Source organism: Paenibacillus sp. Soil724D2, from assembly GCF_001427935.1.
Taxonomy (GTDB): Bacteria; Bacillota; Bacilli; order Paenibacillales; family NBRC-103111; genus Paenibacillus_E.
On the sequence record NZ_LMRY01000023.1, the window covers coordinates 181,308 to 206,090 of the forward strand.

General features: G+C 43.1%; 27 protein-coding genes. 1 reads left to right on the forward strand and 26 read right to left on the reverse strand.

What is annotated here, in order from left to right; genetic code table 11:
* Positions 1-7: 7 nt before the first annotated feature.
* The 26 genes from ASG85_RS20060 to ASG85_RS20185 form a co-directional block, all read right to left on the reverse strand.
* A complete protein-coding gene (locus ASG85_RS20060) occupies positions 8-568 on the reverse strand; it encodes a 5' nucleotidase, NT5C type (RefSeq protein ID WP_060647574.1) in 561 nt (186 codons plus the stop codon).
* A gap of 63 nt (positions 569-631) precedes the next feature.
* Positions 632-1,276 (reverse strand): pentapeptide repeat-containing protein, encoded by a 645-nt coding sequence (locus tag ASG85_RS20065; protein WP_060647575.1) that lies wholly within the window; start codon positions 1,274-1,276, stop codon positions 632-634.
* A 93-nt stretch (positions 1,277-1,369) separates the two neighbouring features.
* On the reverse strand, positions 1,370-1,942 hold the full coding sequence (locus tag ASG85_RS20070; RefSeq protein ID WP_060647576.1) for a hypothetical protein: 573 nt from the start codon (positions 1,940-1,942) through the stop codon (positions 1,370-1,372).
* 254 nt (positions 1,943-2,196) lie between these two features.
* Positions 2,197-3,219, reverse strand: a complete 1,023-nt coding sequence (locus tag ASG85_RS20075; protein WP_060647577.1) for an ATP-grasp domain-containing protein — start codon at positions 3,217-3,219, stop codon at positions 2,197-2,199.
* On the reverse strand, positions 3,216-4,052 hold the full coding sequence (locus ASG85_RS20080) for an HAD family hydrolase (RefSeq protein ID WP_060647578.1): 837 nt from the start codon (positions 4,050-4,052) through the stop codon (positions 3,216-3,218). Before ASG85_RS20080 ends, ASG85_RS20075 begins: the two co-directional genes overlap by 4 nt.
* Complete coding sequence (locus ASG85_RS20085; protein WP_235550183.1) at positions 4,049-5,182, reverse strand: cysteine protease StiP family protein; 1,134 nt, start codon at positions 5,180-5,182, stop codon at positions 4,049-4,051. The genes ASG85_RS20080 and ASG85_RS20085 overlap by 4 nt, the downstream gene beginning before the upstream one ends.
* The gene (locus tag ASG85_RS20090) at positions 5,155-6,570 is read right to left on the reverse strand and encodes a phosphoribosyltransferase family protein (protein ID WP_235550184.1); all 1,416 of its coding nucleotides are present in this window, start codon (positions 6,568-6,570) and stop codon (positions 5,155-5,157) included. Before ASG85_RS20090 ends, ASG85_RS20085 begins: the two co-directional genes overlap by 28 nt.
* Positions 6,515-7,618 carry an HpcH/HpaI aldolase/citrate lyase family protein gene (locus ASG85_RS20095; protein WP_082588161.1) on the reverse strand — a complete coding sequence of 368 codons (1,104 nt, stop codon included), beginning with the start codon at positions 7,616-7,618 and terminating at the stop codon, positions 6,515-6,517. Before ASG85_RS20095 ends, ASG85_RS20090 begins: the two co-directional genes overlap by 56 nt.
* Positions 7,619-7,694: 76 nt before the next feature.
* The gene (locus ASG85_RS20100; RefSeq protein ID WP_057307626.1) at positions 7,695-8,432 is read right to left on the reverse strand and encodes a TerC family protein; all 738 of its coding nucleotides are present in this window, start codon (positions 8,430-8,432) and stop codon (positions 7,695-7,697) included.
* 32 nt (positions 8,433-8,464) lie between these two features.
* The gene (locus ASG85_RS20105) at positions 8,465-9,721 is read right to left on the reverse strand and encodes a TerD family protein (RefSeq protein WP_060647580.1); all 1,257 of its coding nucleotides are present in this window, start codon (positions 9,719-9,721) and stop codon (positions 8,465-8,467) included.
* Positions 9,722-9,792: 71 nt separating this feature from the next.
* Positions 9,793-10,380 carry a TerD family protein gene (locus tag ASG85_RS20110; RefSeq protein WP_057307628.1) on the reverse strand — a complete coding sequence of 196 codons (588 nt, stop codon included), beginning with the start codon at positions 10,378-10,380 and terminating at the stop codon, positions 9,793-9,795.
* Positions 10,381-10,481: 101 nt separating this feature from the next.
* Positions 10,482-11,063: a TerD family protein gene (locus ASG85_RS20115; protein ID WP_057307629.1), complete on the reverse strand. Its 582-nt coding sequence runs from the start codon at positions 11,061-11,063 to the stop codon at positions 10,482-10,484.
* A gap of 40 nt (positions 11,064-11,103) precedes the next feature.
* Positions 11,104-11,703: a TerD family protein gene (locus tag ASG85_RS20120; RefSeq protein WP_057307630.1), complete on the reverse strand. Its 600-nt coding sequence runs from the start codon at positions 11,701-11,703 to the stop codon at positions 11,104-11,106.
* A 106-nt stretch (positions 11,704-11,809) separates the two neighbouring features.
* On the reverse strand, positions 11,810-12,256 hold the full coding sequence (locus ASG85_RS20125) for a tellurite resistance TerB family protein (RefSeq protein WP_057307631.1): 447 nt from the start codon (positions 12,254-12,256) through the stop codon (positions 11,810-11,812).
* A gap of 223 nt (positions 12,257-12,479) precedes the next feature.
* Positions 12,480-13,808 (reverse strand): LLM class flavin-dependent oxidoreductase, encoded by a 1,329-nt coding sequence (locus tag ASG85_RS20130; RefSeq protein ID WP_060647581.1) that lies wholly within the window; start codon positions 13,806-13,808, stop codon positions 12,480-12,482.
* Positions 13,809-13,830: 22 nt separating this feature from the next.
* Entirely contained in the window at positions 13,831-14,361 is a 531-nt protein-coding gene (locus tag ASG85_RS20135) for a GNAT family N-acetyltransferase (RefSeq protein ID WP_060647582.1), read from the reverse strand.
* Between the two features lie 47 nt (positions 14,362-14,408).
* Entirely contained in the window at positions 14,409-14,891 is a 483-nt protein-coding gene (locus ASG85_RS20140) for a DinB family protein (RefSeq protein ID WP_060647583.1), read from the reverse strand.
* Positions 14,888-16,075, reverse strand: a complete 1,188-nt coding sequence (locus tag ASG85_RS20145; RefSeq protein ID WP_060647584.1) for a M20 peptidase aminoacylase family protein — start codon at positions 16,073-16,075, stop codon at positions 14,888-14,890. Before ASG85_RS20145 ends, ASG85_RS20140 begins: the two co-directional genes overlap by 4 nt.
* Positions 16,076-16,111: 36 nt before the next feature.
* Positions 16,112-17,122: an LLM class flavin-dependent oxidoreductase gene (locus ASG85_RS20150; RefSeq protein ID WP_060647585.1), complete on the reverse strand. Its 1,011-nt coding sequence runs from the start codon at positions 17,120-17,122 to the stop codon at positions 16,112-16,114.
* A gap of 27 nt (positions 17,123-17,149) precedes the next feature.
* Positions 17,150-17,902, reverse strand: coding sequence for an amino acid ABC transporter ATP-binding protein (locus ASG85_RS20155; protein WP_047679607.1), 753 nt, complete (start codon positions 17,900-17,902; stop codon positions 17,150-17,152).
* Positions 17,899-18,609 (reverse strand): amino acid ABC transporter permease, encoded by a 711-nt coding sequence (locus ASG85_RS20160; protein ID WP_060647586.1) that lies wholly within the window; start codon positions 18,607-18,609, stop codon positions 17,899-17,901. The genes ASG85_RS20155 and ASG85_RS20160 overlap by 4 nt, the downstream gene beginning before the upstream one ends.
* Positions 18,606-19,388, reverse strand: a complete 783-nt coding sequence (locus tag ASG85_RS20165; protein WP_060647587.1) for an amino acid ABC transporter permease — start codon at positions 19,386-19,388, stop codon at positions 18,606-18,608. Before ASG85_RS20165 ends, ASG85_RS20160 begins: the two co-directional genes overlap by 4 nt.
* Before the next feature lie 44 nt (positions 19,389-19,432).
* Entirely contained in the window at positions 19,433-20,299 is an 867-nt protein-coding gene (locus ASG85_RS20170) for a transporter substrate-binding domain-containing protein (protein WP_060647588.1), read from the reverse strand.
* 146 nt (positions 20,300-20,445) lie between these two features.
* Positions 20,446-21,336 (reverse strand): LysR family transcriptional regulator, encoded by an 891-nt coding sequence (locus tag ASG85_RS20175; RefSeq protein WP_060647589.1) that lies wholly within the window; start codon positions 21,334-21,336, stop codon positions 20,446-20,448.
* 183 nt (positions 21,337-21,519) lie between these two features.
* Complete coding sequence (locus ASG85_RS20180; RefSeq protein WP_060647590.1) at positions 21,520-23,103, reverse strand: sensor domain-containing diguanylate cyclase; 1,584 nt, start codon at positions 23,101-23,103, stop codon at positions 21,520-21,522.
* Positions 23,104-23,289: 186 nt separating this feature from the next.
* A complete protein-coding gene (locus tag ASG85_RS20185; protein WP_060647591.1) occupies positions 23,290-24,129 on the reverse strand; it encodes a hypothetical protein in 840 nt (279 codons plus the stop codon).
* A 407-nt stretch (positions 24,130-24,536) separates the two neighbouring features.
* Here ASG85_RS20185 and ASG85_RS38020 point away from each other — a divergent pair, with 407 nt between their 5' ends.
* Positions 24,537-24,770, forward strand: coding sequence for a hypothetical protein (locus ASG85_RS38020; RefSeq protein ID WP_162257279.1), 234 nt, complete (start codon positions 24,537-24,539; stop codon positions 24,768-24,770).
* Positions 24,771-24,783: the final 13 nt, after the last annotated feature.

A 24,783-nucleotide genomic window follows, 5' to 3' on the forward strand; every position in this document is an offset into this window, starting at 1 on the left:
CTGTGTTTCATTTTATGATTTCTCTGAGTTCATCCCAAGATTCAATCCTAGGCAGGTTCAAGTGCTGATTATACGATCTATCTTTCACATATAAGTTCAATGGGAGGTGAGACAAGGTTTCCAGAACGGCCGGTTTATCGTCAAAATAATAATCCAAGTTCAGTTTTTCAATAATATGTACTTTCTCGGAATCACTCATCCCACAATAAAAATGTCCTTCAACCACCGGGAAACCATTGGCTATTAACCAGTTTTTCGTTCGGTCTGTATGTTCTTTAGCCCTTGCCGTGATATAGTACACCTCATGACCTTGATGCACTAGTTCCTGCAAGATGTCTACGGCGTGAGGAAAAGAAGGACACTGAGAATAATATATGTCGTCGCGGAGACTAGACCATAGTTTGCCTCCTTCTTCTTTCGTCAAACCGAAGGCACTGTGGATTTCCATCGTCGTTAAGGCGTGGAACGCATCCAAGCCAATATTTTGATTTAGCTTATGGTTATAAATATGAAAGGCATGTTCTCTTAAATTAATAAGTGTATCATCAATATCAAAGCCGAGTTTCAAGGTTAACTCCTCATTTCACGGATATACTAGACTGCCGGAGCAATTTCCTTTATTATTTTCTCCTTATTCCTTCAATATAAGTCCGAAAAGACTTGCAAAAACAGAGGCTTGTCCCCTCGAAATGATGCAGCCGCGCAAATCCTCTATACTCACACCTAAACTTGTAAATTCACAGCTGCTGATATCAATACCCGCAAGCTTCACACCCGTGAATTGTGCCCGGTCCAGCTGACAGTTATCGAAATACACTTTTTGCAGCGTAGATTCGTAGAAATCCGCATTTAAAAGCGAACATTCCTGAAAAACAATCTGCTTGAAATTAGCCATTCGAAAGGTCGCATAGTCGGCCAAGCATGTATGAAATATAACGTTTCGGACGGTTGCTTCTGTCAGGTCAATACCAATGATTTTGCAATTTCTAAATTCAGTCCGATGGATCGTAGCTTCACCAAAATCAACGTTGGATAGATCGCATTTCTCGAAAATAACATCTGTCAGCTCTATGTTTTTCATCGATATCCGAGTAAAAGTGACATTACGAAATATCACTTTATCAAACGCGACTTTATATCCGGACTGATTGTCAATGATACAATCACTTATAATACCCGTATGAAAGCTATCTTCCGGCTGTATTTCCTCGTTCGGCAGTGTTATGGCTGGTATTTCTTTGGGGATTTTCGGTGTTTCAATTTTGGTAATGCTCATCAGGTACTCCTTTGTAATCAAGTGATAGGGCAAAAAAATAAGCCTTACGGCTTTATGAACATTTACTCTTTGGTATTTAAGTCTCCCTTTATACTACCATCTCTTCTTCCCACCAGACAAATCTTGATCGCTTAACCCATTCAATTTCTCATACGATTCTTTCCACATCATATAAATGGATTGAATCTGGATAAATTCCTGGTCTGCCGGTCCTGCCCCTTGCATGAACATGGCCTCTAACATTTGTTTATAAAAAGTCATTCGCTTATAAATAATTTGTTTCTCCAAGTCTATAATTTCATCCAAGGTATGATAATCCATAAATGACTTTATATCGTCTGGGAGCTCATCATCCAGTTCTTCTCTAGGTGAAGGAGTAGGTCTAGGTGTAGACATGCTCGTTCTATTACTTAAATCAACTGTCGTCCTCAGCTCCGATAATAGGATATTCTCTTTCGCGCACATGACATGAAAATATTTATTTTTGAGCAGCTCATTAATTACAAGCTGACACATATCTTTATTCCGTATTAACATACCATCAAAGGGATGAAGTGTCCAAACATGATCTTTCTCATATATATTGAAAGTGAACCATTCGTTGGCATACAAAATTCTGGTATTAATTGTAGACTCGTCAACAATCTCAAATGTAAAATCCAGCAACGTACAGCCCCCTCCCCAGCATCACAAATCTATTCTTATATTCTACCAAATCATAACAAAAAAAAGAAACCTTTTCAGGTTTCATAGATGACTATTTTTCAAGAAATTTAGACACATATTCTGCTTTTTCAGCGCTTGCTACGACAATGAGCACAATGATTATTCCAGAAAGTATAATCCCGCTTATTATCATCCTTTGCACCTTCTTTGACAGATTTGTTCATCTTATTCAAAGATATGATGCACGGTCTCTTTTATTCGCCCAAATTCATAATAACGTATTTCTCAATATGACTGGCCAGAATGCCATAAATAGGCTTTTGGTTGTCCACATGCCCACCCAAAATTGATTTCACTGCTAAATAAGGGAAATTAATACCTGATAGACAAGTCACATGCAACCCGCCAGACATTCTCGGATTAATCTCAAGTAATTTAGGCACTCCCTGATTGTACTTCACTTGAATGTTGTAGTTAAACGGGATCTTGTAGGTGGCAGCAACCTGATGTGCAATTTCAATTAGCTCAGGCACTTCCTCAAGCAGCCTTAGCCTTCCATCCGCTTTGCGACGCGGTACAGCGGTAAGTAATTCCCCAGAAGCCGATGCTAAGCAATCGATACTGTACTCAAAGCCGTTTAATAGTTCCATCACCATCAAGTCCTCGAAACGATCTACGGATGATAAGGTCTTGTATACCTGTTCCGTAGAGAGATATGGAGTAACTGTACCGAACAGGTCACTTAATGTATCCCGCCCATTGCTGATGATTCTGAAGCCCATACCACCTTCAGCATTCGTTGGCTTCATACAAACCTGATGACCTGCACTAACGAGCGCCTCGTAGGCTGTCATAAATTCATCTGCTGTATTGACCACATGATAATCAGGGATTGAAATAATGTTCCTTTCCCTAATGGATTCATAAAACTTTTGCTTCTCCAGCAAGTTCTCTAATAGCTCAAGGTCACGACAAACCGTTACTTTCGTTCCTACTTTTTCGAACAAATCAATATGCTTCGCAATTGCATACATATGCAATCTGGGAATGAATACATCAATGCCGTGCTTTTTGCAAAAATCTAGGGCAAACTCCACATAATCATCATCACCTAAAACAGGCTCGGTATCCGCGAAATCAGCCGCCTGTAGAGCCATGTGAGTACGGTCCGGATGTGTAGCGTACATTTTGAATTGGACGCCATCCTCATTATTGCGAATGCTATTCATATAATGAAAGGCTACTGAAAACCAACGGTTAAACCATACTTTTTTCATGAGGACTCCTTAATGACAAATAGATTCGTTTGTTCTATGTTTACGGATTCAACATACTTAAGTATTTCGTCCGTAGCGAAAATCCCGGATTCCTCGGTAAATAAATAATTCCCTGTCGATTGAAGCTGCTCTTGTCGAAATAATTCTCCGTGCCTAGGAGCGATAGAGAAATCAGAGAAATCAATCAAGATCCGATCCAAAAGGGAATCACCAGATGCCACAACTTGGCTCTCCCCTGTTAATTGCTTGAGATGCTGAACGGCGTCTCTTTTATTAACGGCTTGGGGAACGACATAGACCTTTCTTCCTTGAATGGAAGTGCTCCAACCCATAAGCTGAAGTTCTGCACTCATCTGGGTAATTTCTTCCAGCGGCAGCTTTGCCCGGTCAATGATATGGGAAAAAAATAGCTCGTCGCAATAGCTGGAACTGATGACCCATTCCGAACTAAGGACACGATCTAGCAGTATCCTGACATCCTGCACATGGTCACTTGATTCACTAACGCGAGCAACTACAGAGGCTTGCCATTCCAGGTCGGGATGTCCATCTATCAGAATATTCCCGCCGTTGCTCGTAACGGCATAGGTGGGCTTTAACATTTGACTAATTAAATGTATACGATTGTACTGCTGCATGGTTCGTGTCGTAACAGGGATGAAAATGAGCTCCGTCATCAACTTTTGAAGCAGCTGGTAGGAACTTGTGGACATATACGATCTCACTTTACCGTCAATGAGCTCTGCTGTAATAATGCGATCGCCTAATTCTTCGGCACGCTCTAAAGGCTGTGAATAGATTAACGTTTGATCTAAATCGCTTGCAAATATCATTCGGCATCTCCTTTTACGGATTTAATAATACCACAACAGGAATAAGTGAGACCTGGGTACACTTCTATTGGTACTTCCCTAGCTTCAGCTAAAAGGAGAATATGGCGTATATTCGGGTTATCTAAACGGTCTACTAATATCCGCCATGGCACTCTACGGAGCAGCACACGGGTCGTTTCTCCAACACCGGGCTTGATCAAGTTGATATCCGCAATCTGATATTCGTTCTGAATCGCCTGAATATCTCGCAAACCCTTCCATGAAATTGTCGGAGGATGCTGGGGTAATTCACGAGCACTATGCTCTGCTTCTTTCACGACCTCTCCAAAAAAGGGTACAATCTCCGCAATAAAATGATTGGAGAGATCTTGGTCCAACCACTCTTTATAATATTTGGAACCATGAAAGTCATATGGCCCAATGAGATCCTCGCGCAGCACCGTTCGACTCATTAAACCGGATACCACCGCATTCAAGCATGCACTCGGAATCAAGAAGTCTTCCCTCGTTCCAAACATATCCGTGCAATGGCCAGGATCAGCAAGTACAGCAAGATCATCGTCCAGCTTGATCCCGTAATCTCGTTCCAGCTTGCTGCAAGCCTCTATAAGCACTTTACGGATTGCTCCCTTGCCGGTCCACCCGTCGACGAATTGAAGCTTCGTGTCTGGATGCTTTTGCAGGATATAAAACAGAGCGTTCTCGTCAATCCCTTTACCTCGAATAATCGAGATGCTGTAATGAGGCAAGTCCAACTGATGCACCTCTTGCAGGTAACGTCTTATTAAAATACCGACCGGTGTGCCCGCTCTCGCAAGAGAGACCAGCACCGTATTCGGTCCTTTCTTATTTCGAATAAGCTCTGCCGTAGTACCGACGGCTAATGCTACCTTCTTGGCTGACATCTGCAGCGTCTCTCGGTACAATTTTAAATAATCGGACGTTGGTAGATGCTCCTGCGGTAGCATTTCTGAATAATGAGTACCCGATTGAATGGCTAGCTCTCTCGCATCCATCGACTTTTCCAGCTTAACCTCGCTCAAATCCTTAAGAAGGAATGTCACATCAGAAGCTGGATAGCTTCCCAAGTGCCTAGGCTCCTCTATTGGTCTAGCTCGCCAATCTTCCATACTGCATTCTCCTTCCATTCAACCGTTTGAGGAGAGAAAAATACAATATGAATCCTTTTCAGCCCTCTCGTTTGAAGAATTTGGAGCAATGGATGCATTGAAGCTGGATCAGCTTCTCGTTCCATGAATACATAGAGATCGTCATACATGCCTACCGGAACGTTGTATAGGAAATGAGTAACTTCGGGATCCTCTGGAGATGAGTACGGATAGCCTACCTTGACTGCATAATCCTCTGTATCAATGGTATGAATTGGACTCCTCGTCGTCGATTGGTAAGACACACCCTCTCCCATTTCTGCGGCAATTCGCATGGGGATATACATAAACTCACCTGTGCCTACGCACAACGTCTTCTTACCTATGCGAGTAAGTTTCAACTTCTTGGCGGCTTGAGATATCGAATGACTGGATAGTTCGCTTTCCTCCGGAGTAAGACCAAATCTTCCGCTCTGCTGTAAATATGGATGTTGGCTCACGTAAGGAGCATGAGCGAATAGATGATCTATATACGTGAAGTGAATGGGTCCCATTTGATTTGGAATAGGAAGGACAGGAACTTGAGGAGTTAAACTTTCTGATGAACCCGTTACTTTTACCTCACCTTTGACTAAGGAAAGCACGTGGATGGAGATTCCTAGCTCGAGCTCTAGCTTCAGAAACTGCTGCTGATCCTCTGGGGTTCTCCAATCAAGCAGAGCAAGGATATAATAGGTTTTCTTCGGAAATTTCCCCTGCATATCTCGAATAATGTTCAAAGATGTCTTACCTGTCGTAATTTCATCATCTACAAGGACAACAATCTCAGGATGCGTAAGCATCTTAGGATCCTTCGCATAACAATAATGAGCTACAGCGTGGGAATGCTCCTCACTGAAATTAATGATGGATGCCGAACCTTCGATCACTTCACGCGTGGTATGAATATAGCTGCAACCCTGACCAAAGGTTTCATACACGGCATGTCCGATGGCTGTAGCCGTTTCAGCAAACCCTATAAAAGCAACAGATTGCGGTAAACTTAATCGATAGGACATAATTTCTTTATAGGCCGCCTCAGCCTGAGAAGGATCTATAATGCCTTGAATGGCTTGAGGGATTAATTGCTGCGGCATAGAACCTTTTAAGGCTTGTTGTAAAAGTAGTGCTAATGAAGCCCCGCTTAATAAGGAGGAATATGGGTTCACAGGGATATGTTTACCCAGCACTTTGCTAACAAACAGAAACGATCGTTTCTTATTGATTCTTGCCGCCATGGCGAACAGAGAGTCGAGAGGAATCTCAAAAGGATTAGAGGTCAATGTCACTTGAAGCTCTAAATCACCTGCGATCTTATACGTATGCTCGATTATGCTTGAGCAATAATCCGTCATATTGTTGTTCTTCATGCAGCACCCCATAAATTTGTGATCGTAAAAGAATACGTCTGGCCCAGCTTAAATGAGGTTTGATTTCATTCATTTTATTGGCATATGCGCTCTTAATAACGCCATGATCCCCATTATTGTTCGTAATAATGCTTGTAGCATCCATATACTCTTCATGGGTCACCGCGTATAGCGATTGAACGGGTTTAATATGAGTAGGATGAATAATCGTCTTGCCAATCATGCCGTTCTCTTTATCCATAATCACTTCGCGAACTAAACCCTTTTGAGGAAAATATTCCCATACAGGTCCAGAAATAACGTAAGAGGCATCAACACGTCCAAAAATATTAATAATGTCAGCTACACAGTCTCTAATCGGCGTTATGTCATAAATGGTCATGTCTGGGCTGCGTCTCAAACCAAATAAGCTGGAGAAATCCGTGGCGCCAATTCTTACATTGAGGACTAAATTCTTATATTGCTCTAGGATCTCCTTTATCGTTTGAAGCGTATGAGTACGGCTTTCCTTATAAATCACAGGTCCGGACTCTAGAATTGGCAGACCATATAGCATGGGTGCGGAAGGCGGTCTCTCATCATTATAATTTTCTAGTATTTGAAAATAAGCCTCACCATTGTCTGCGGTAAATTTCGGGAATACAAATCCCGTTAAAAGGGCTACATTTTCTTCTAATCTTTCGATCAAATAATTTAACTGATTCACACTTCTTACTCGTACGAATAAAAGCGGAAGATTATCCGTATGAAGAATTCCGACTTCAATGAAGGTGGCTAGTTTATTCATTTGATTCACCAAGGATTCTTCCGCGGCATGAACCTCATTTTCACCAACGGCATCTTCCAAATCAAGAATTACTGAAACTAGACCTTCAATTTTACCAAAAGCGATATCTTCTGCGAACGTGGTACGTGTAGCCGGCATATAAAGAGCAGCACCAATGGAATAAGCAAGGATTTCTTTGCGCGAATGATTATGGAAGGAAGTCGGAGGTAAATAAAATAGAGCTTTCTCTTCATCCGCTGTTAAATAATTAAAATATCTCATTCCCGATTCCTCCCTCTTTCGTTTAAGAAACAATCCCCCCGTAAAGGAGGGATTGTCAATGTATAAGTCGGTATTATTAGTTAGCTGATTCCTGCTTGTCCTTTTTGCGAAGCAAGCTAAGAACTATCGTGCCTCCAAATATGACAATAAGGGTTGAGAAGAAAAGAACATGTGAAATATGGACACCGAATGCGCCTGCAATCATCTTAAGACCAATGATGATAATAAGGATGAAGGCTGCTTTCTCCAACTCTGGAATCTTGTCAATGAGCTTTAAGAAGACTTGCGCCACGCCTCTCATCATAAGTACACCTATGATGCCTCCAAGGAACAATACCCAAACCTTGTCACTTACGCCAAAGGCAGCAAGTACGCTATCGACACTAAAAGCAATATCCATGACTTCTACAGCAAGAACAGTTCGCCAGAAGGAAAGTCCTTTATTCTTAACCTCCCCTTCCTCTTCCTTCTTCTTGAAGAAAAGATTACTGATGGCAATCCAAAGGAGATAGGCACCGCCGAGCACTTTAATCCAAGTAATTTGAACAAGGAACGTACCTACTCCAATAGCTATGAACCTGAAGATGTAGGCACCTAGGAGTCCGTAGAATAAAGCTTTTTTCTGCTGCTCCTTCGGTAAATGCTTTACCATTACTGCCAGTACCAATGCGTTATCAGCGGATAAAAGCCCCTCTAAGATAACTAGTGTCCCGATAATTCCCCAGCTAACCGGATCTGAAAGTGTTGTTGAAAGCACTTCCCAATTGAAAAAGTTAAGGAAGTTGTTGATAAAACTTTGAAAAAAATCTGACATGCCTTGACCCTCCTGTATTTTTCGCTAATTATTTACTTATTTCCTGCAACCCATCTCATTCCCCATCCAAAGGCTTCATCTAGCGCCTTATGACCGGAGAAATATTGAACAAGCCTTTCAATGCTAAATGTTTCATTATTTTGGTTACGAATTAATGCAATGGCACACATGCCGTGACGATTATCATGTTCGTTCAATTTCACTTCGATGTCAGGTCCGCCATCTTGTTTGATGGACACTACGCCATCTGCTTCAGACCAAGTGGTTGCACCTTCGTAAATGAAAGTGAAAATTAGAATGCGGTCAAATTCAGAGAGCTTATTCCCATTAATTCGAATGTTCTCTCCTGTTGTTACCGAGCCCGTACGATCATCACCGTCTAGGGCAATATACGGCTCTCTATGAAGTGAACCAAATCGGTTGCCAAGCGCTTGAATAACGCCCTTCTCACCGTTCTTTAATTCATATAAACAAGCCAGATCCAGATCGATACCTTTGCTTTTCCCAAAAAATCCACCAGGTTTCTTCTTCTGATTCCAGTTTAAATTAATAACAATTTCCCCTAGATTGCCTGTTGTCTTCTTCTCAAGACTAATGCGATCGCCCTTCTTCTTCAATTCAATCTTATTCAGATTAATTGGAGCCGGAGGGATAAGAGGAGGTTTACTCGCTTGCGCCGGAGTTGAAACTGGGGGAGGTGTCGGTGTCGGATTAGGTACAGGGTTAGGTGTAGGTTCATCCTTAACCTCGATTCCGAAATTACCACACAGCGCTTTCAGCCCACCGGAAAAGCCAGATCCAATCGCACTGAATTTCCATTCTGTGCCGTATCTATATAGTTCCCCTACAACAATAGCTGTCTCAACGGAGAATTGATTTCCTAATTCATATCGCAACATATCTTGCCCTGTGCTAGGATGAAAAATCCGTAAATAAGCTTGTGTCACTTGGCTGAATTGCTGCTTTAACTTCTCACCCTCATGAATGGTTAGTGTGATAGCAACTTTCTCAACATTGGCTGGAACGCCCAGAAATTGAATAGAAAATTGCTTCTTATCGGTTCCTTGAGAGGGTTGATCGATGAAATTCACACCGCTTTTGGTAGGGTTGTTGTAGAATACCAACTGTTCGTCATTATCTACCTTCCCATTAGCGCCTAGCAAGAATGCTGAAGTATCCAGATCTATGTTCGCAGGAGAGTTCCATCCGAGTCCAATACCAATCTGTGAGAGTCCCGGATTTGTTTTTGTAACATCCGTCTTTTGGCCTTTTACAAGAGATATATGCATAAGGGCTGTCCCTTCCGTACTCAATAATTGAAGGGTGATGCCTTACTTGCACCACCCCACCTGTTCTGAATTTACTGGGCATCAAGTCCGTAGTTTTTACAAAGGGCTTGAAGACCACCTTGAAAACCACTTCCAACAGCTTGGAACTTCCATTCTTGGCCTTGGCTGTCTCGGTACAATTCACAAATGACTACAGCCGTTTCTACAGAAAAATCCTCACCCAAGTCATAACGTAAAATCTCCCGATTCGTTACCTCATCAACAAGCCGAACGAACGCATTCGATACTTGTCCGAAATTTTGGTTGCGGTTCGCTCCATCATGAATCGTGACAGCTATTCCTACTCGGTGAATATGTGCAGGGATTTTGGAGAAATCAACTTTGATTTGCTCGTCATCCCCATCGCCATCACCTGTACGATTATCGCCGGTATGCTGGACACAACCATTAACACCAACCAAGTTGTTGTAAAAAATGAAGTCCTCTAGCCCTTTGGCTTTACCTTCAGCATGAAGCAAAAAGGCTGATGCATCCAAATCGAATGAATGCCCACCACTATATTTGTTCGTATCCCAACCTAATCCGATGATAGCCTTGCTGAGGCCAGGGTTCGTCTTGGTTAAGTCAATTCTTTGACCTTTTGACAAGCTGATTGTCATTGCTGCATCTCCTCAGAGTTTTCGCAAGAAAACTGGCATCGTAAGCATAACCTTAGAGTTTTCGCAAGAAAACTAGCATCGTAAGCATGATAATAAAAATCTTAGGAAGTTTGTAAACCGTAATCGCGAGCTAATCCTGCAAGACCGTCTTTGTAGCCGCTACCGATTGCGCTGAATTTCCACTCGCCGTTGTTACGGTACAATTCACCGATGACTACGCCTGTTTCAATGGAGAAGTCTTCTCCAAGATCAAAACGGATCAATTCTGCGCCTGAACCTTCGTTAAGAATACGAACGTAAGCATTGGAAACTTGTCCAAAGTTTTGCGCTCTTGCTTCAGCATCATGAATTGTGATGCAGAAAGCAATTTTCTCAGTTTCAGCTGGAACTGCACTTAGATCAACACTTACTTGCTCATCATCGCCATCGCCAGCACCTGTACGGTTGTCGCCGTTATGTACGATTGAACCATTCGCATTCTTCGGGTTGTTGTAGAAGATGAAATCCGATTCAGATCCTACTTTACCAGAAGCATTAACAGCGAAAATGGAAGCGTCTAGATCGAAGTCTTTACCGCCATCATATTTGTTCGTGTCCCAACCTAGACCAACAACAACTTTAGTTAGACCTGGGTTTGATTTTGTTAAATCGACTTTTTGACCTTTGGATAGTGAAATTGCCATTGAATATAACCTCGCTTTATAAGGGGATTTGGTGTTGCTATTATTGATAGCGTTTAACTAATTGTCCAACCGTTGTATCCGTGCTGCCTTCACCAATGGCGTTGAATTTCCATTCGCCGCTATGACGGTAAAGTTCACCAACAATAAGAGATGTTTTACCTGAATAATCTTCGGTCAGATTAAATTTAATCAATTCTTGGTTATTCGAATCATTCACTAACCGGATATAGGCGGATTGAACGAGACCGAAATCTTGTTTTCTATTGACGCAGTCGTAGATATTAACAACGAAAACGATTTTACTCACATCCGCAGGAACTTGTCCTAAATTAACAGATACTTGCTCATCATCGCCATCGCCTTCCCCCGTGCGGTTATCACCGGAGTGAACCACTGAACCGTCAGGGCTTTGCAAGTTTGCGAAGAAAACAACATTTTTCTCTTTCGTCAATTTCCCATTCTCATCTAGTAAGATGACGGAAGCGTCGCAATCAATTTCAACTGCTGTTTTTTTGGATCCGAAGAAACCTTTCTTCTCCACAACTGCAGGATCCCAACCTAGTCCAACTACAACTTTGGAAAGACCCGCATTACCTTTTGTTAAATCAATCTTTTGACCTTTGACCAAACTAATTGTCAACGAGGTCACCTCCCTTCATATCCTGTATTCGTACACTCTTTCATTTGATACGGATGAAGTTCGAACACGTTTCATTTTTCCGATTAAATGTTTTGTAAACCGACGATCACAGACTAAATTCGCTAGGATTGAGGTTCAGCGCTGTACAAATATCTTTGACAACCTTCTTCTCTTGATCATCAAAATCTCCGTCTGCAGCACCAATTGCGCAGCATACCGCAATGATAATTCGTCCAACTTCCGGCTTATTGTTAAACTTGGAAATAACTTTAAGCGCCTCTTGCTTGCCTACAATGTTTGAGAACTCAAAGTTGCCAGCAAAGTGATTGAAGCGAGCGATGACATTACTGACATCAAATACTTTAAGCTCTTCGCTACGGCTGATGTAACCAATCATCTTTTCCTTTTCTGAATTACCAATACTGCCGTCAGCTGCCGCTACAATCGCACAACCCGCTACAACGGCATCCAGAAAATCTTTGTTTTGAAATTTTTTGACTTGATCGGATAAGCCTGTTTTTGCATTTGAAAACCATGATTTAAATGTACTCATTTCAGCACCACCTATAAGATTTAGTAACACATTTTGACTATAGGCTACATTTTTCTCCACAATAGTCTATGTTCACAGTTTATACGATTACACATTTGTTTTCAAATTTTGGAATTTCGGAGCTGCTTTGGAAAATAATTCAACCTAAACGCCATAAAACCGCCCAAAACGGGCGGTTAAAGACTAAGTAAATAAAATGGAAATGAGTACAACTAACTGATTTCTAGATAGTAGCCTCTACCTTCGTGTAACGATTTGCAGGAATCGGTACGCCTAGGTTTCCCCGCAGTGTGTCAGATTCATACTCTTTCCGGTAAATACCGCGCTCTTGCAGGATTGGCACAACGAGATCGACGAAATCGTCCAATCCTTTGGGAAGAGCTGCAGCAATAATAAAGCCGTCTGCCGCTTCTTCTTTGAACCAGAGTTCGACACGATCCGCTACTTGTTCAGCTGTTCCTGTGAACTCATTGCGCGGAGTAGCAACGCTAAGCGCCACTTGTCTCAAAGTGAGGTTTTTCTCTTTCGCTATTTGCTTGATTTTATCAGTTCCGCTGCGGAAACTGTTGCTGCCGAAATCACCGAGATCAGGAAACGGTTCATCAAGTGGATATTGAGAGAAATCGTGGTGCTCAAAGAAGCGCCCCAGAAAATCCAATGCTTTATCAATCGTAACTAAATTAGCAATTTCTTGATACTTGCTTTCCGCTTCTTCTTCTGTGCGTCCGATAATCGGGCTAATCCCAGGAAGAATAACGAGATCTTCGGCTGAACGGCCATAAGCTACTGCTCTGCTTTTTATATCCTGATAATAAGCCTTAGCTTCCTCAATCGTTTCGTGTCCGGCAAATATGGCATCAGCGACTTTAGCCGCGAAAGCCCGACCATCCTCAGAAGCCCCTGCCTGGAAGATAACTGGCTGACCTTGCTTCGAACGCGCAATATTGAGTGGACCCTGTACAGAGAAAAACTCCCCTTTGTGGTTCAACGTATGCAGTTTGCTCGGATCAAAGAATACGCCGCTTTCTTTATCCCGGACAAAGGCATCGTCTTCCCAGGAATCCCAAAGTCCACGCGCTACTTCCAAGAATTCATTCGCGATTCGATATCGTTCAGGATGTGTGGGGTGTTGGTCTTTGCTATAATTTCTAGCCGATCCCTCTAGAGGTGAAGTCACGATGTTCCAGCCTGCACGCCCATCACTAATCAGATCAATCGATCCGAATTGTCTGGACACTGTAAATGGCTCGCTGTAGGAAGTTGAAAGTGTACCAACGAGTCCGATGTTGGACGTGACAGCAGCCAGCGCCGAAAGAATCGTAATCGGTTCAAACCGATTCAAAAAGTGAGGGATGGATTTCTCGGTAATATACAGACCGTCCGCAATGAAAACCAGATCAAATTTACCGGTCTCAGCTTTCTGGGCTTGCTGTTTATAAAAGCCAAAATTGACGCTGGCATCTGTAATCGCCTCAGGATGGCGCCATCCTGATATGTTTCCACCGACACCATGAATGATAGCTCCAAGCTTCAATTGCTTTTGTTTTGACATCGTCATCACGTCCTTATGATAATTATTGAAGAATCGCTGTTTCTTTGAGCTGCAGACGGTAGCTTTTTACTACGTTTTCGCCTTTTAGAATATCCTTATCAAATGCCCGTTCGAAGCCTAAACGCTCATAAAGCTTCACGGCAGATTCCATCATATCGGAAGTGTGCAGATGCAGCGTAGATGCCCCCAATTCCAGCGCTCGTCTGGCGCTTTCTTTAATGAGCTCCGTTGCGATTCCCTTGCCTCTAGCTTGCGGTGAAACAGCCAATAAGCGAATAATCGGCGTATGGATATCCAATTCAGGAAGCCCATAGGCAACCTGAGAAGATAGGAACAAGAGGGAGCTGCCCACGATTTCCCCATTGATTTCCGCAATTAGTCGTGCAGAAGGAGCGTCGCCATCTACGGAGGCAAGAATGTTGTCTTTGTACTGCTGCCATCCTTCGGGTGGAAGAACTGCTTCGTATTGACTGTAGGCATCAATAAGAAGCTGCCTAATCACCTCACGGTCTTCCGTACGAGCTTCACGAATCCGAATCCTATTTGTACTCATATCCCCCACACCTCTTTCTATCACATATAGGTTTAGTCGGCTTTATATCATGAAAGATCCGTTGCTTGATTAGCTTGTTTAATCCGCTCTATTTGGGCTAGATGCACCTGCACATGTGCGGTAAAAGATTGAACGACATCCGTCAATGCTAACGTCTGTCCTTTGAAGTTAACTCCCGTTTTCTCCCAGTCTTGTGGGGATAATCTTCGCAATAATAGACTGTTATAGGTCAACAACGCTTGGAAAGCGTCCAAAATATCTATAGCTGCGCCTTCATTCGCCTTGGCACTACTTACCCAAGCATCTTGCCCAAAGGCAGGCAGTGGGACCGTGGATCCAGAAATGATCTCGCGGATACGAAAGGAAACAACGATGTTGTGATCGGTCAAATGAGATAGAACTTCCGTCACACTCCATTTATCCGCGTTCTCCTTCCATTTCAACTGCTCTTCCGTAAGACCTTCAATCGCTGTTCTCAACTGTTTATTCGTATCTAAATAAGGCCCAATATCGATTACAAGTTGGCTCATCCTGAAACCTCCACTTCGAATTTGGAGCATATTTGCTTAAGAGCTTGCTCCGCTAATATGGCAAAGTAGTTGGCACTGATTGGCAGCGCGCGCTCATCGAGATCAAAAGCGGGATGATGCCACTCCTGCGTACCCGATGTGCCCATGAATAAGAAGATACCTGGCACCTTCTTCTGATAGAAAGCAAAGTCTTCCCCTGCTAGAGATGGTGTAGGCACGATGACTTTCAAGCCTGCAAAATCCGCAGCTCGTGTTGCTAATTCCGCTAAACCCGCATCGTTCTGCACGGCTGGTGGACCCTTGATCCATCGTACTGATGCCTTCGTCCCAAAAGCAGCCGCTACACCATGAACCACCTGATCGAACCTGCTCAAAACCGTGGCTCGAACCTTCTCATCAAATGTCCTCACCGTTCCATCTAAGACAGCTTTATCTGGAATGACATTCCAAGCGGTTCCACTGTGTATCTTGGTGACGCTTATCACAGCGCTTTGCAGCGCACTCACATTACGGCTTACAATCGTTTGGAGTGCTGTGACGATATGTGCGCCGGTTACAATGGGATCTACCCCCGCTTCAGGCACCGCAGCATGTGTACCCTTTCCCTCGATTTCAACAACGAACCCATCAGCAGATGCCATAAGGGGTCCCGGTTTAATGCCGATTGTGCCCACTGGAAGATCAGGTTTATTGTGCATCCCAAATACCGCACGAACCCCCTCTAATGCTCCGCTCCTGATGACCTGCTCCGCTCCTTGCGCTTTCTCCTCTGCCGGTTGGAAAATGAAGCGAACCGTGCCCTGCAGCTCTTTCTCTTGCTGCTTTAATAAGAAAGCGGCGCCCAGAATGGCTGCGGTATGAAAATCATGTCCGCAAGCATGCATGGTGCCCGGAACCAATGAGGCATAAGCCAGTCCAGTAGCTTCCTGGACAGGCAAAGCATCAATATCGGCTCGCAGCGCAATAATGGGGCCTTCGTGCAGACCACCAACCTCCGCGACAAGACCTGTTTTCAGCGGAAAGTTAGCCACTCGGATCCCCGCTTCCTGCAGCCAGCCTCGGATCGATGCAGTGGTTCGAACTTCTTCGTTCGATAATTCCGGATTTTGATGCAGATGGCGCCGAATCGCGATCAGCTTCTGCTCAAATGCCAACGGTAATTGTTCCGACAGCACTTCGCTCATGCTTATTCCCCCTCAAAAAAACGTATGGCTTTTTAGCTACACAAGCAGCTCCGAGAACGCCTCACTAAGCAATTCAAATGACCGCAAACGCTTGGCGAAATCTTTCACCGACGTGGTAACAATAAACTCATTTACCCCATACGTTTGCTGGATGTCCAGCAGCTTTTGGCGGACGGATTCTTTGGTCCCTTTCGTTATCTCCGCTTCCTTCTCTTCTACGGTGAATTTAGCTTGTGTTTGCCGTCCATACTCCTCGGCCTGTTCAAGCGTTCCAACCGTCAGTGTTTTACCGTTTTCCAAATGAATTTTGACATTCTTATACTCGCCAGCCAGCACTTTGGCCTCTTCTTCTGTGTCAGCTACAATTAAGGACAGTGCCAGGATCGCCTTCGGCTGTCCGCCATGTTCTCGATTAAATCCATTGTGATACGCTTCAAAAGCAGCAGCTGCCACAGCATGATCACCATTAATGAATTGGGCAAATACATAGGGAAGCCCTAATTCAGCAGCTAATTCTGCACTGGCCGCAGTGGCGCCAAGCAGATAGATATCCGCTGGTTGTGTCGGAATCGGAGATACCCGAAGTCCTGTAAGCGGATGATCAGCATCCAATCGATTATGAACAAATTGTTTGAGTTCCTTCAGCTTCTCCGATAAAGCAGCTGGCTCTGTGATGCCCTGCTGCAGAGCTTTCGTAGAACGAGGAAGCCCGCCTGGCGCCCTTCCGATACCGAGATCTACTCTTCCAGGTGCTAATGTTGCAAGGACATTAAAGTTTTCGGCTACTTTGTACGGGCTGTAGTGCTGCAGCATGATGCCGCCAGAGCCAATGCGAATGCGCTCTGTTTTCGCTAATAAATGAGAGATTAGCACCTCGGGTGAAGAACCGGCCAATTGATCGGAATCGTGATGCTCCGATACCCAAAAGCGATGATAATCCAGCTTTTCCGCTAATTGCACAAGCTCTATTGTATGCTGCAAAGCGGCTTCCGCATTCTCCCCCGGGAAAATAACGCTTTGATCCAAAATACTAAGTTTGATCCCCATGTCATCCACTCCGTATTCGCTATAAATTTAAATGTTAAACGTATACTCCGGCGTAATTCGTTTCAGAAATTGTCTCGTACGTTCTTCCTTCGCATCGCTAAAAATATCCTGAGGCCTTCCTTCTTCCACAATCACACCTTGATCCATAAAAACAACATGATTCGAAACTTCACGAGCAAAGCCCATTTCGTGCGTAACGACGATCATCGTAATGCCTTCTTTGGCGATTTTCTGAATTACCTCGAGCACCTCACCGACTAACTCAGGATCAAGAGCAGAGGTTGGTTCATCGAACAAAATTACTTCTGGATTAAGAGCCAGCGCACGAGCAATACCTACTCTCTGCTGCTGTCCGCCTGACAATTGGCTTGGATAAGCGTCCAGCTTACTGCCCAGCCCCACTTTTTCCAGCATTTGAATACTCGTTTGCCGTGCAGTATCCTTGGATTGCTTCTGTACAATGACAAGGCCTTCCATCACATTTTCCAGCACCGTTTTATGTTTAAATAAATTGTAATGTTGAAATACCATCGCCGTTTTCTTGCGCAGTGTGTGAATATCCTGTTTACTCGGGCGCTTGCAATTGATGGTGAAATCCCCAATTGTTACCTCACCTTGGTTCGGCTTCTCCAAGTAATTGATGCAGCGAAGCAGCGTCGTTTTGCCTGAACCGCTTGGACCAAGGATGCAGACGACTTCTCCTTTTTTCACCGTCAAATTGATACCTTTCAGCACCTCATGCTTGCCGAATGCTTTGGTGATATTTGCCATTTTGATCATCGTACACCACCTCGGTTATAAATATTTATCCGTTTCTCAAGCAGCTCCGTTATCTTCTCAATCAGAATCGTTACTCCCCAGAACAAGAATGCCGCGGCAATATAAGATTCAAAAAATTTCCAATTTGTCGTAGCAACGATTTGCGCTTTGGCGTTAATTTCAACAACGGATACCGTGAAAGCCAGTGTAGAACCGTGAAGCATTCCAATGAACGAATTGGATAAGTTAGGCAAGCTAACAGCTAATGCCTGAGGAAGCACGATGCGCCTTAACGCTTGCGGTGTTGTCATGCCGATGGAATAGGCAGCTTCGATTTGCCCCTTATTCACGGCTAGAATGCCTGATCTTACTACTTCAGCCAAATAGGCTCCTGCTGTAATCGAGAAGGAAAGAAAGGCGAAACCGATCATTGGAATAGAAGTCGACCGGAAGCTCCAACCGATGGCTGTTGCCAAAAAATCAATAATCACTGGTAATCCGAAATAAATGAGCAGCAAGTGCATCAGCATCGGTGTTCCTCGGATGAACGTCACATAGCCGCTTGCGATGTAATGGATAACAGGTACGCGGTATATTCGGATGATCGCCACGGCCGATCCAATCAGAAATCCGAAAAAAACCGATACAAACGTAATTAGCAGCGTAATGGGCAAAGCAGAGAGCAGCTGAATAAAGGCGGAACCGATAAAACCTAGATCGAGCTTCATGGTTGATACCCTCCTTTATCCGTTTGAGCGGATGCAGCCCAAGGTGTCTTAAATAACCGCTTAAATGTAGACTTTGATTCACGTTGAACAATGGCTTGTTCATGCCGCAGCAGTCTTTTTTCGATATCCAAGAACAACTTCTCCAGCCCGTAACAAATGACAAAGTAGATGAGCGATAAACAAATGTAAGTTTCAATAAAATGCTGTGTTGCCGCTCCAAGTGTCTGGGCTTTCCCCATCAATTCCATCGCGCCTAACGAAAACGCTAGCGAAGTATCCTTCAAATTGGCGATAAGCAGATTCGCAAAGTTCGGTATCGATATAGCAAGCGCTTGTGGCATGATGATACGTGTAAAAGCTTGGTAACCTGTCATACCAATCGCATAGGCAGCCTCCATTTGCCCTCGATCCACGGCTTTCACGGCTGCCCGAATGACTTCAGAGATATAAGCACCGCCATGCAGGCCAAAAGTCAGAATGACGAAAGTCAGGACGGGGGCTTTAGAGACGTCGACGTTAATGAGCTTCAATATCTCGGGAAGACCATAATAGATGAGGAACAACTGTATGAGGATCGGTGTCCCCCGGAAAAATGACACATAGATTTGGGATATCCTTCTTAACACGGGAACCTCATACAGCCTTGGCAGCGCTATGAGGAATCCGATTAGCACACCCAGCAGCATAGAACTAGCTACAATAAACAATGTGATATGCAGATAAGAGACTAATTTGGGTAAAAAATCGAAGACATAGGTGATTTCAAATTGTTGTTCCATTCGGACGATCTCACCTTTCTGTACCGTTCTTACTCAAAGCTTTATTAATCTTTCTTCGTATAGTCTCCGCCTAGCCATTGAATGCTAAGTTTGGAAAGCGTTCCATCTGCCTTCACAGCCTTTAACGCCACGTCGATTTTATCCGCAAGATCTTGCCCGTCTTTATCATTTTTACGGAAGAGGAAGCGAACCTCAGCTTCTTCAATAATCGGTCCCACTGCTTTTAATTTACTTTGCGGGTCGACGAGCGGAAGCAAGAAATCCGCTCCTAATGATCCGTCCGCACGTCCTGTTGTAAGCTGACTAACCAAATCGTTGGCAGCACCGCTTTGATAAACAATTTTGATCGCGTTATCGTTTGTTTTATTATAATTTTCTAATAGCGTTGCTTCGGCACTAGTCGCTGTCGTTAACGCTTTTTTACCTTTCAAGTCATCAATCGATTTAATGTTGGTATTGTCTTTAGCCACGATAACTTTTGTTTTCCAGTAGGCATAGGGCTCGTTGTTGAAAAGGTATTTTTGCTCTCTTTCTTTGTTTTTCTCGATTTCATGGGCAACAAAGTCAACTTTGTTCGTTTCCAAGCTAAGAAGCAGGTTAGCGAAGTCCATCGTTTTGAATTCAAATTCGTAATCAGGAAGCCGATTATCCAGTTCTTTGACAAGCTCAATATCATAACCGGTAAGCTTACCGTCTTTATCTAGGAAAGCTACGTTCGGAAATTTGGTGCCTGTTCCAACAATGATCTTCTTCACTTTGACAGGCTCCGCTGCAGAAGCTGTAGCTGCAGCAGCCTTCGTACCTTCAGCGGCTGCCTTTGGTGATGCGATTGTTTCTGTATTTTTCGCCCCGCAGCCTGCTGCTACCAAAGCCAAAGTTAGTGTTGTTCCAAGGATTGTTAATTTTCTCATCTGTGTATACCCTCCATTTTTCGGTTACAAAATATTAAGCTCATAATTCCTATTTGTTTTGTATGAATTAACATAGCATTAATTTATCATCAAGTTTCACAACTGGATAATAGAGTTTTTCTATAAGCATATATAAGAATCTGATATTACCCTTTCGCTCGGCCCCAAAACCCTTTGCAAATATCCAAAATACTGTTGAAGAATAACGTATTCTCCCCATTTAACGTAATCAAGTTCGTCTGTAAAGCAATGCCTGCTGTCTCTGGAAAGTCGATTGGAAATAGCTTGTTGTCCTTAACTTCCTGACTGACGCTAAGCCCAGGCAAGAAAGCGATACCTGCACGCTGTAGAACCAGCTTCTTGGCTGTTTCGGAGTTATCCGTCTGAATCTGGATGTTGGGCGACTCCTTCAAACTATCAAATACACGGTGAATTCGCATCCAATCTAGCGAGCCGCACTCAAAGAAAATAAGAGCCTGACATCCGATATCTTGGATCGTTAAGTTTTCTTTTCCAATAAAGGGATGCCCTTCATAAACATAGAGTCGAATAGGATCTTCATAAAATTTCGCTGACAAAATACTTGGATGGGTGATTCCCCGCACAAAGCTGATATCCACATCTCGGTTCAGAACCTTGTTGACGAGATCATCCGTTATTCCGGTCGTTAGTTTAAAATTGATTTCCGGGTATTTATGCTTCAGCTTGGGGATGATTGCTGGCATCATGTAATTAGATACAGATACCGTACAGCCGATTCGCAGCTCATTAGGCAGCGCCTTTTTCTGCTTAAGATGGGTTTTACTCTTCTGGAAGGTTTGCAGTAATTGTTGCGCGTAAGGGAGAAACTTCCTGCCATCATCCGTTAAATGAACTTGCTTGCCAATTCGATCGAAGAGTTGACAATCCAGTTCCCGTTCTAACGATTGAATTCTAGCTGTTACTGAAGGCTGGGAAAGGAATAATACTTCCGATGCCTTGTTAAAGCTGCCATAGTGGATGACATACACGAACGCTTCTATATTCTCAATATTCATCGTAGTGCCCCTCCAGATGAGAAAAAATAGTCATGTACATTATTCCAATCAATTAACTCGGAATTAAATATTTTCATAACTATAAGCTATCTTCCAATCACTGTCAATACAAGAAATGCTGTTTCATTAGAAAAAGACCTTAGCTCGTTCCGCAAATTCTTGCGGGTGAACTAAGGTCCCTGACTATGTATACTTAGGATCGTAAACAACGGTACAATTCCGCCCTTTTCCTTTGGCAAAATAGAGCGCTTGATCCGCATGTTCTAGCACTTCATGTGCCGTCACTCCGTCTGTTGGGAAAGAGGACACTCCCAGAGACACCGTGATGGGTTGACCTACTGGGCTTATCGTCATTTCCAACTTATTACGGATTTTCTCTGCATATAGATACGCATCCTCTTTCGTCATATGGGTCATTAGAACAATGAATTCCTCTCCGCCAAACCGGAAGTAGTACTCGTTCTCACTTGCCATTGCAAGCAAAAGCTTTCCTAAATATTTCAGAACTTTATCTCCTGCAAGATGCCCGTGTGTATCATTAATCACTTTGAAATGATCAATATCCAGTACAATGAGAGAAAAATCCGTGCCTTCTTCCAGCCAATCGAGCATTTGTGTTTCCATGCTCCTTCTGTTGGCAAGACCCGTTAAATTATCCGTTTGAGCTTCCAGTTCATATTGATTCGCTTTCTTCTGCAAAGCATCGATCGTGATTAACATGGTTTTGTACAAATGATAAGCTTCATACGTATTCGTTCTTACCTTTGGCAGATCTGCGACTTGCTTGCCATTCAAGATTTTATAGGCGGTCGCAGCCAATCGAGCAAAGGGAAGAGTCAGCTTCTTAGCCAACCATGCTGTTAGTATAAGTATTAGCAGGAGAAAGGGTAATGAATACAGAATGGCATTTTGAATCAAACGCATCGATTTTTCATTTATCTCTTCCAGCGGCGATTGCACAACGATTCCCCACCCGTTAGCAGAGACATAAGAATATCCAGCAAGCATCGGCACTCCCAAGGTATTCACGACTTTCTCCTTACCGCTATGTCCATTAATGAGCTTGGCTACCACTGGATTGGCACTTACATTCTCACCTAACCGATTGTGATCTGGATGATAAATAAGATTTCCAGCCCCATCAACAACATAGATATATGAACCTGATGGAGAGTAGCTGTTGGAACCGAATATATCATTTAACACATTGTTTTCTCGTAAATAAATAGCGCCTCCTAATGAACCCAAATACTGACCTGAGGAATTAAATATGGGATTTGTCATTAATACAATAAGCCTATTCGTTACAGATTCAAAAGGTGCTGAGATCGCAGCCTTTCGCTGCTCAATCGCATCTAATATGGCTTTCGATGTCAGCTTCTTGCTAGTGAGCCCTACCGAAACAGGGGAAATGGCTAAGACATTCCCATTGGCGTCACTGACCATTTGTGAATTAAAGTAATTGCTGCTCCCCGTTACCAAATCCAATTGGGCTTGAATAGAATCTGGTGTTTGCATACTCTTCTCCAGGTGTTCAGAGGTCACTTTCAAACTTCTCTCCATCGCTTTGAAAAGGGAGTTCATAGTCACGCTCATTTTTTTGGCGCTTTCATAATTAAGCTCTAGTGCCGTTTCATACAAGGAATCTCGTTCCGCCTTAAACGAAGCAGCTATTTGAATGATAGAAATGATCGAAATAGATACAAGCATCAATAGAATTATAAAATGAACAAGTCGTATCCGCGGAGCAGCATCGGTTGTTCTCATACTCCTCATCTCCTAAAAAAGATAGATACGAGTCGTTTCGACAACTTTCGACAGATCTCCTTCATTTTTAATGCCATGCATGCAATTAAAATCAAAACAATGTAAAAAGCCGAAATTCGCGATTGAATTTCGTGCTGCCTATTTTAAAATGGATCCTATAAGCGAAATCTAACGGTTTCGTGGTAACTAAACCTTCCAGTTCAAAACAGTTTCCAGCATCGACTTCAGAAGCTTCACCCGGTGCAGCTCTGGTTTTGCTTTCACTATTTTTAAATCATTCCTAATATGCTGGATAAAATCCATCCGTAAACGTTCTAGCTGCTCTTCCGTTAAAACGTACAAATAATCTAGGACTGATTCGTACATATGATACCATTCGGCGTTTTCCAAAAACGTATAAGATGAACGTTGGTACCACTCTTTTACATGACTCTTCAATGCAGCTGTTATAGTATCATCGTGCCCCGACATTGCATAAAGTCGATCAGAGGACAGTAGGTTTCTGTACTTGATCATACTATCATCAGGGAACGAATTGGGAAGTGCATAAAACTGGATTACATGATCCAAAATTTCAATATAAGCATGAGGTCCAGCTAGTTTTGGACTAAATTGACACTTAACCGCGGCATGGGCGATGCTCTTAAGCAAATGCAGTGCTTCTGCGGCTTCCTTTTTATCAGGCGAACCTTCAAAAAATAACCCTTGCTTTCCCGCACGAATTTCAGCCCGGTCAATCGCATCATGGAGCGCATCTTCAAACTGATCTTTGCTGTACGGTGCCCACTGATCGATATGATCTGTAAGGTCCACGCTCATGCCAAACTCTCTACGGATAATGCTTAGCAGGTTAATCCCGCCGCTGCCGTTAACTACAGCCAATATATCGTGTAAGAACCTTTCCAAGTTTTTTGCCTTCTTCGTGGCCCCCATAATTTCACTGGGAATCGTATAACGGGTCTCAGCCTTTTTTTGCTCCAGATTGGTAATAAGCTCCTTCAACTCTGAGAGTAATGAATGCTCCATTCTTATAACCTCCGCTTTATTCTTTTTTATTGAATAGTTCCCCCTACTGACTATTTTTATCAAACATTACAGAAGCATTCCCTTCGTCATCAGCGAGGAATATGAGAACACATCGTCGAGAACGTAAGTTTTACAAATACAGGGGTCACAATTGACGAACGGAAACCGATAGTAAAAGATTAACCGCCTTAGCGGTTTTTTGGGGTCAAAAAAGTTCTAATGCTACTTTAAACATATCCGCAATCAAATTGTCACTACTGTTCGGTTATGAAAAAAATACAAACTTAGTATATATAAGACATCATTATGACTTTATAATATTTAAATAATACATACTATTTAAATATAGTGTATACTATTTATGAGATCATAAAGCAGACTATGAGTACAAGAAAGGATTGAGAAGTGTGATAAACAACATCCATTCAATGGCTGAGGAAATTATTATTTCCGCCCAACCCGATCGAACGATCGATAAGGAAGCTAATAAGAACGGACATCTGCTATGTCCAAGGTGCAACAGCAAAACCGGGGAGTTCCTAATTCTAGGTGAAGTCTGCACTCTTTGCTTGGACGAATTGGAGTTTGGCTATCCTTCCTTTCCTTCTTATCCATTAAGTGAATACAATAAAGGCGGCTAATATGAGCCGCCTC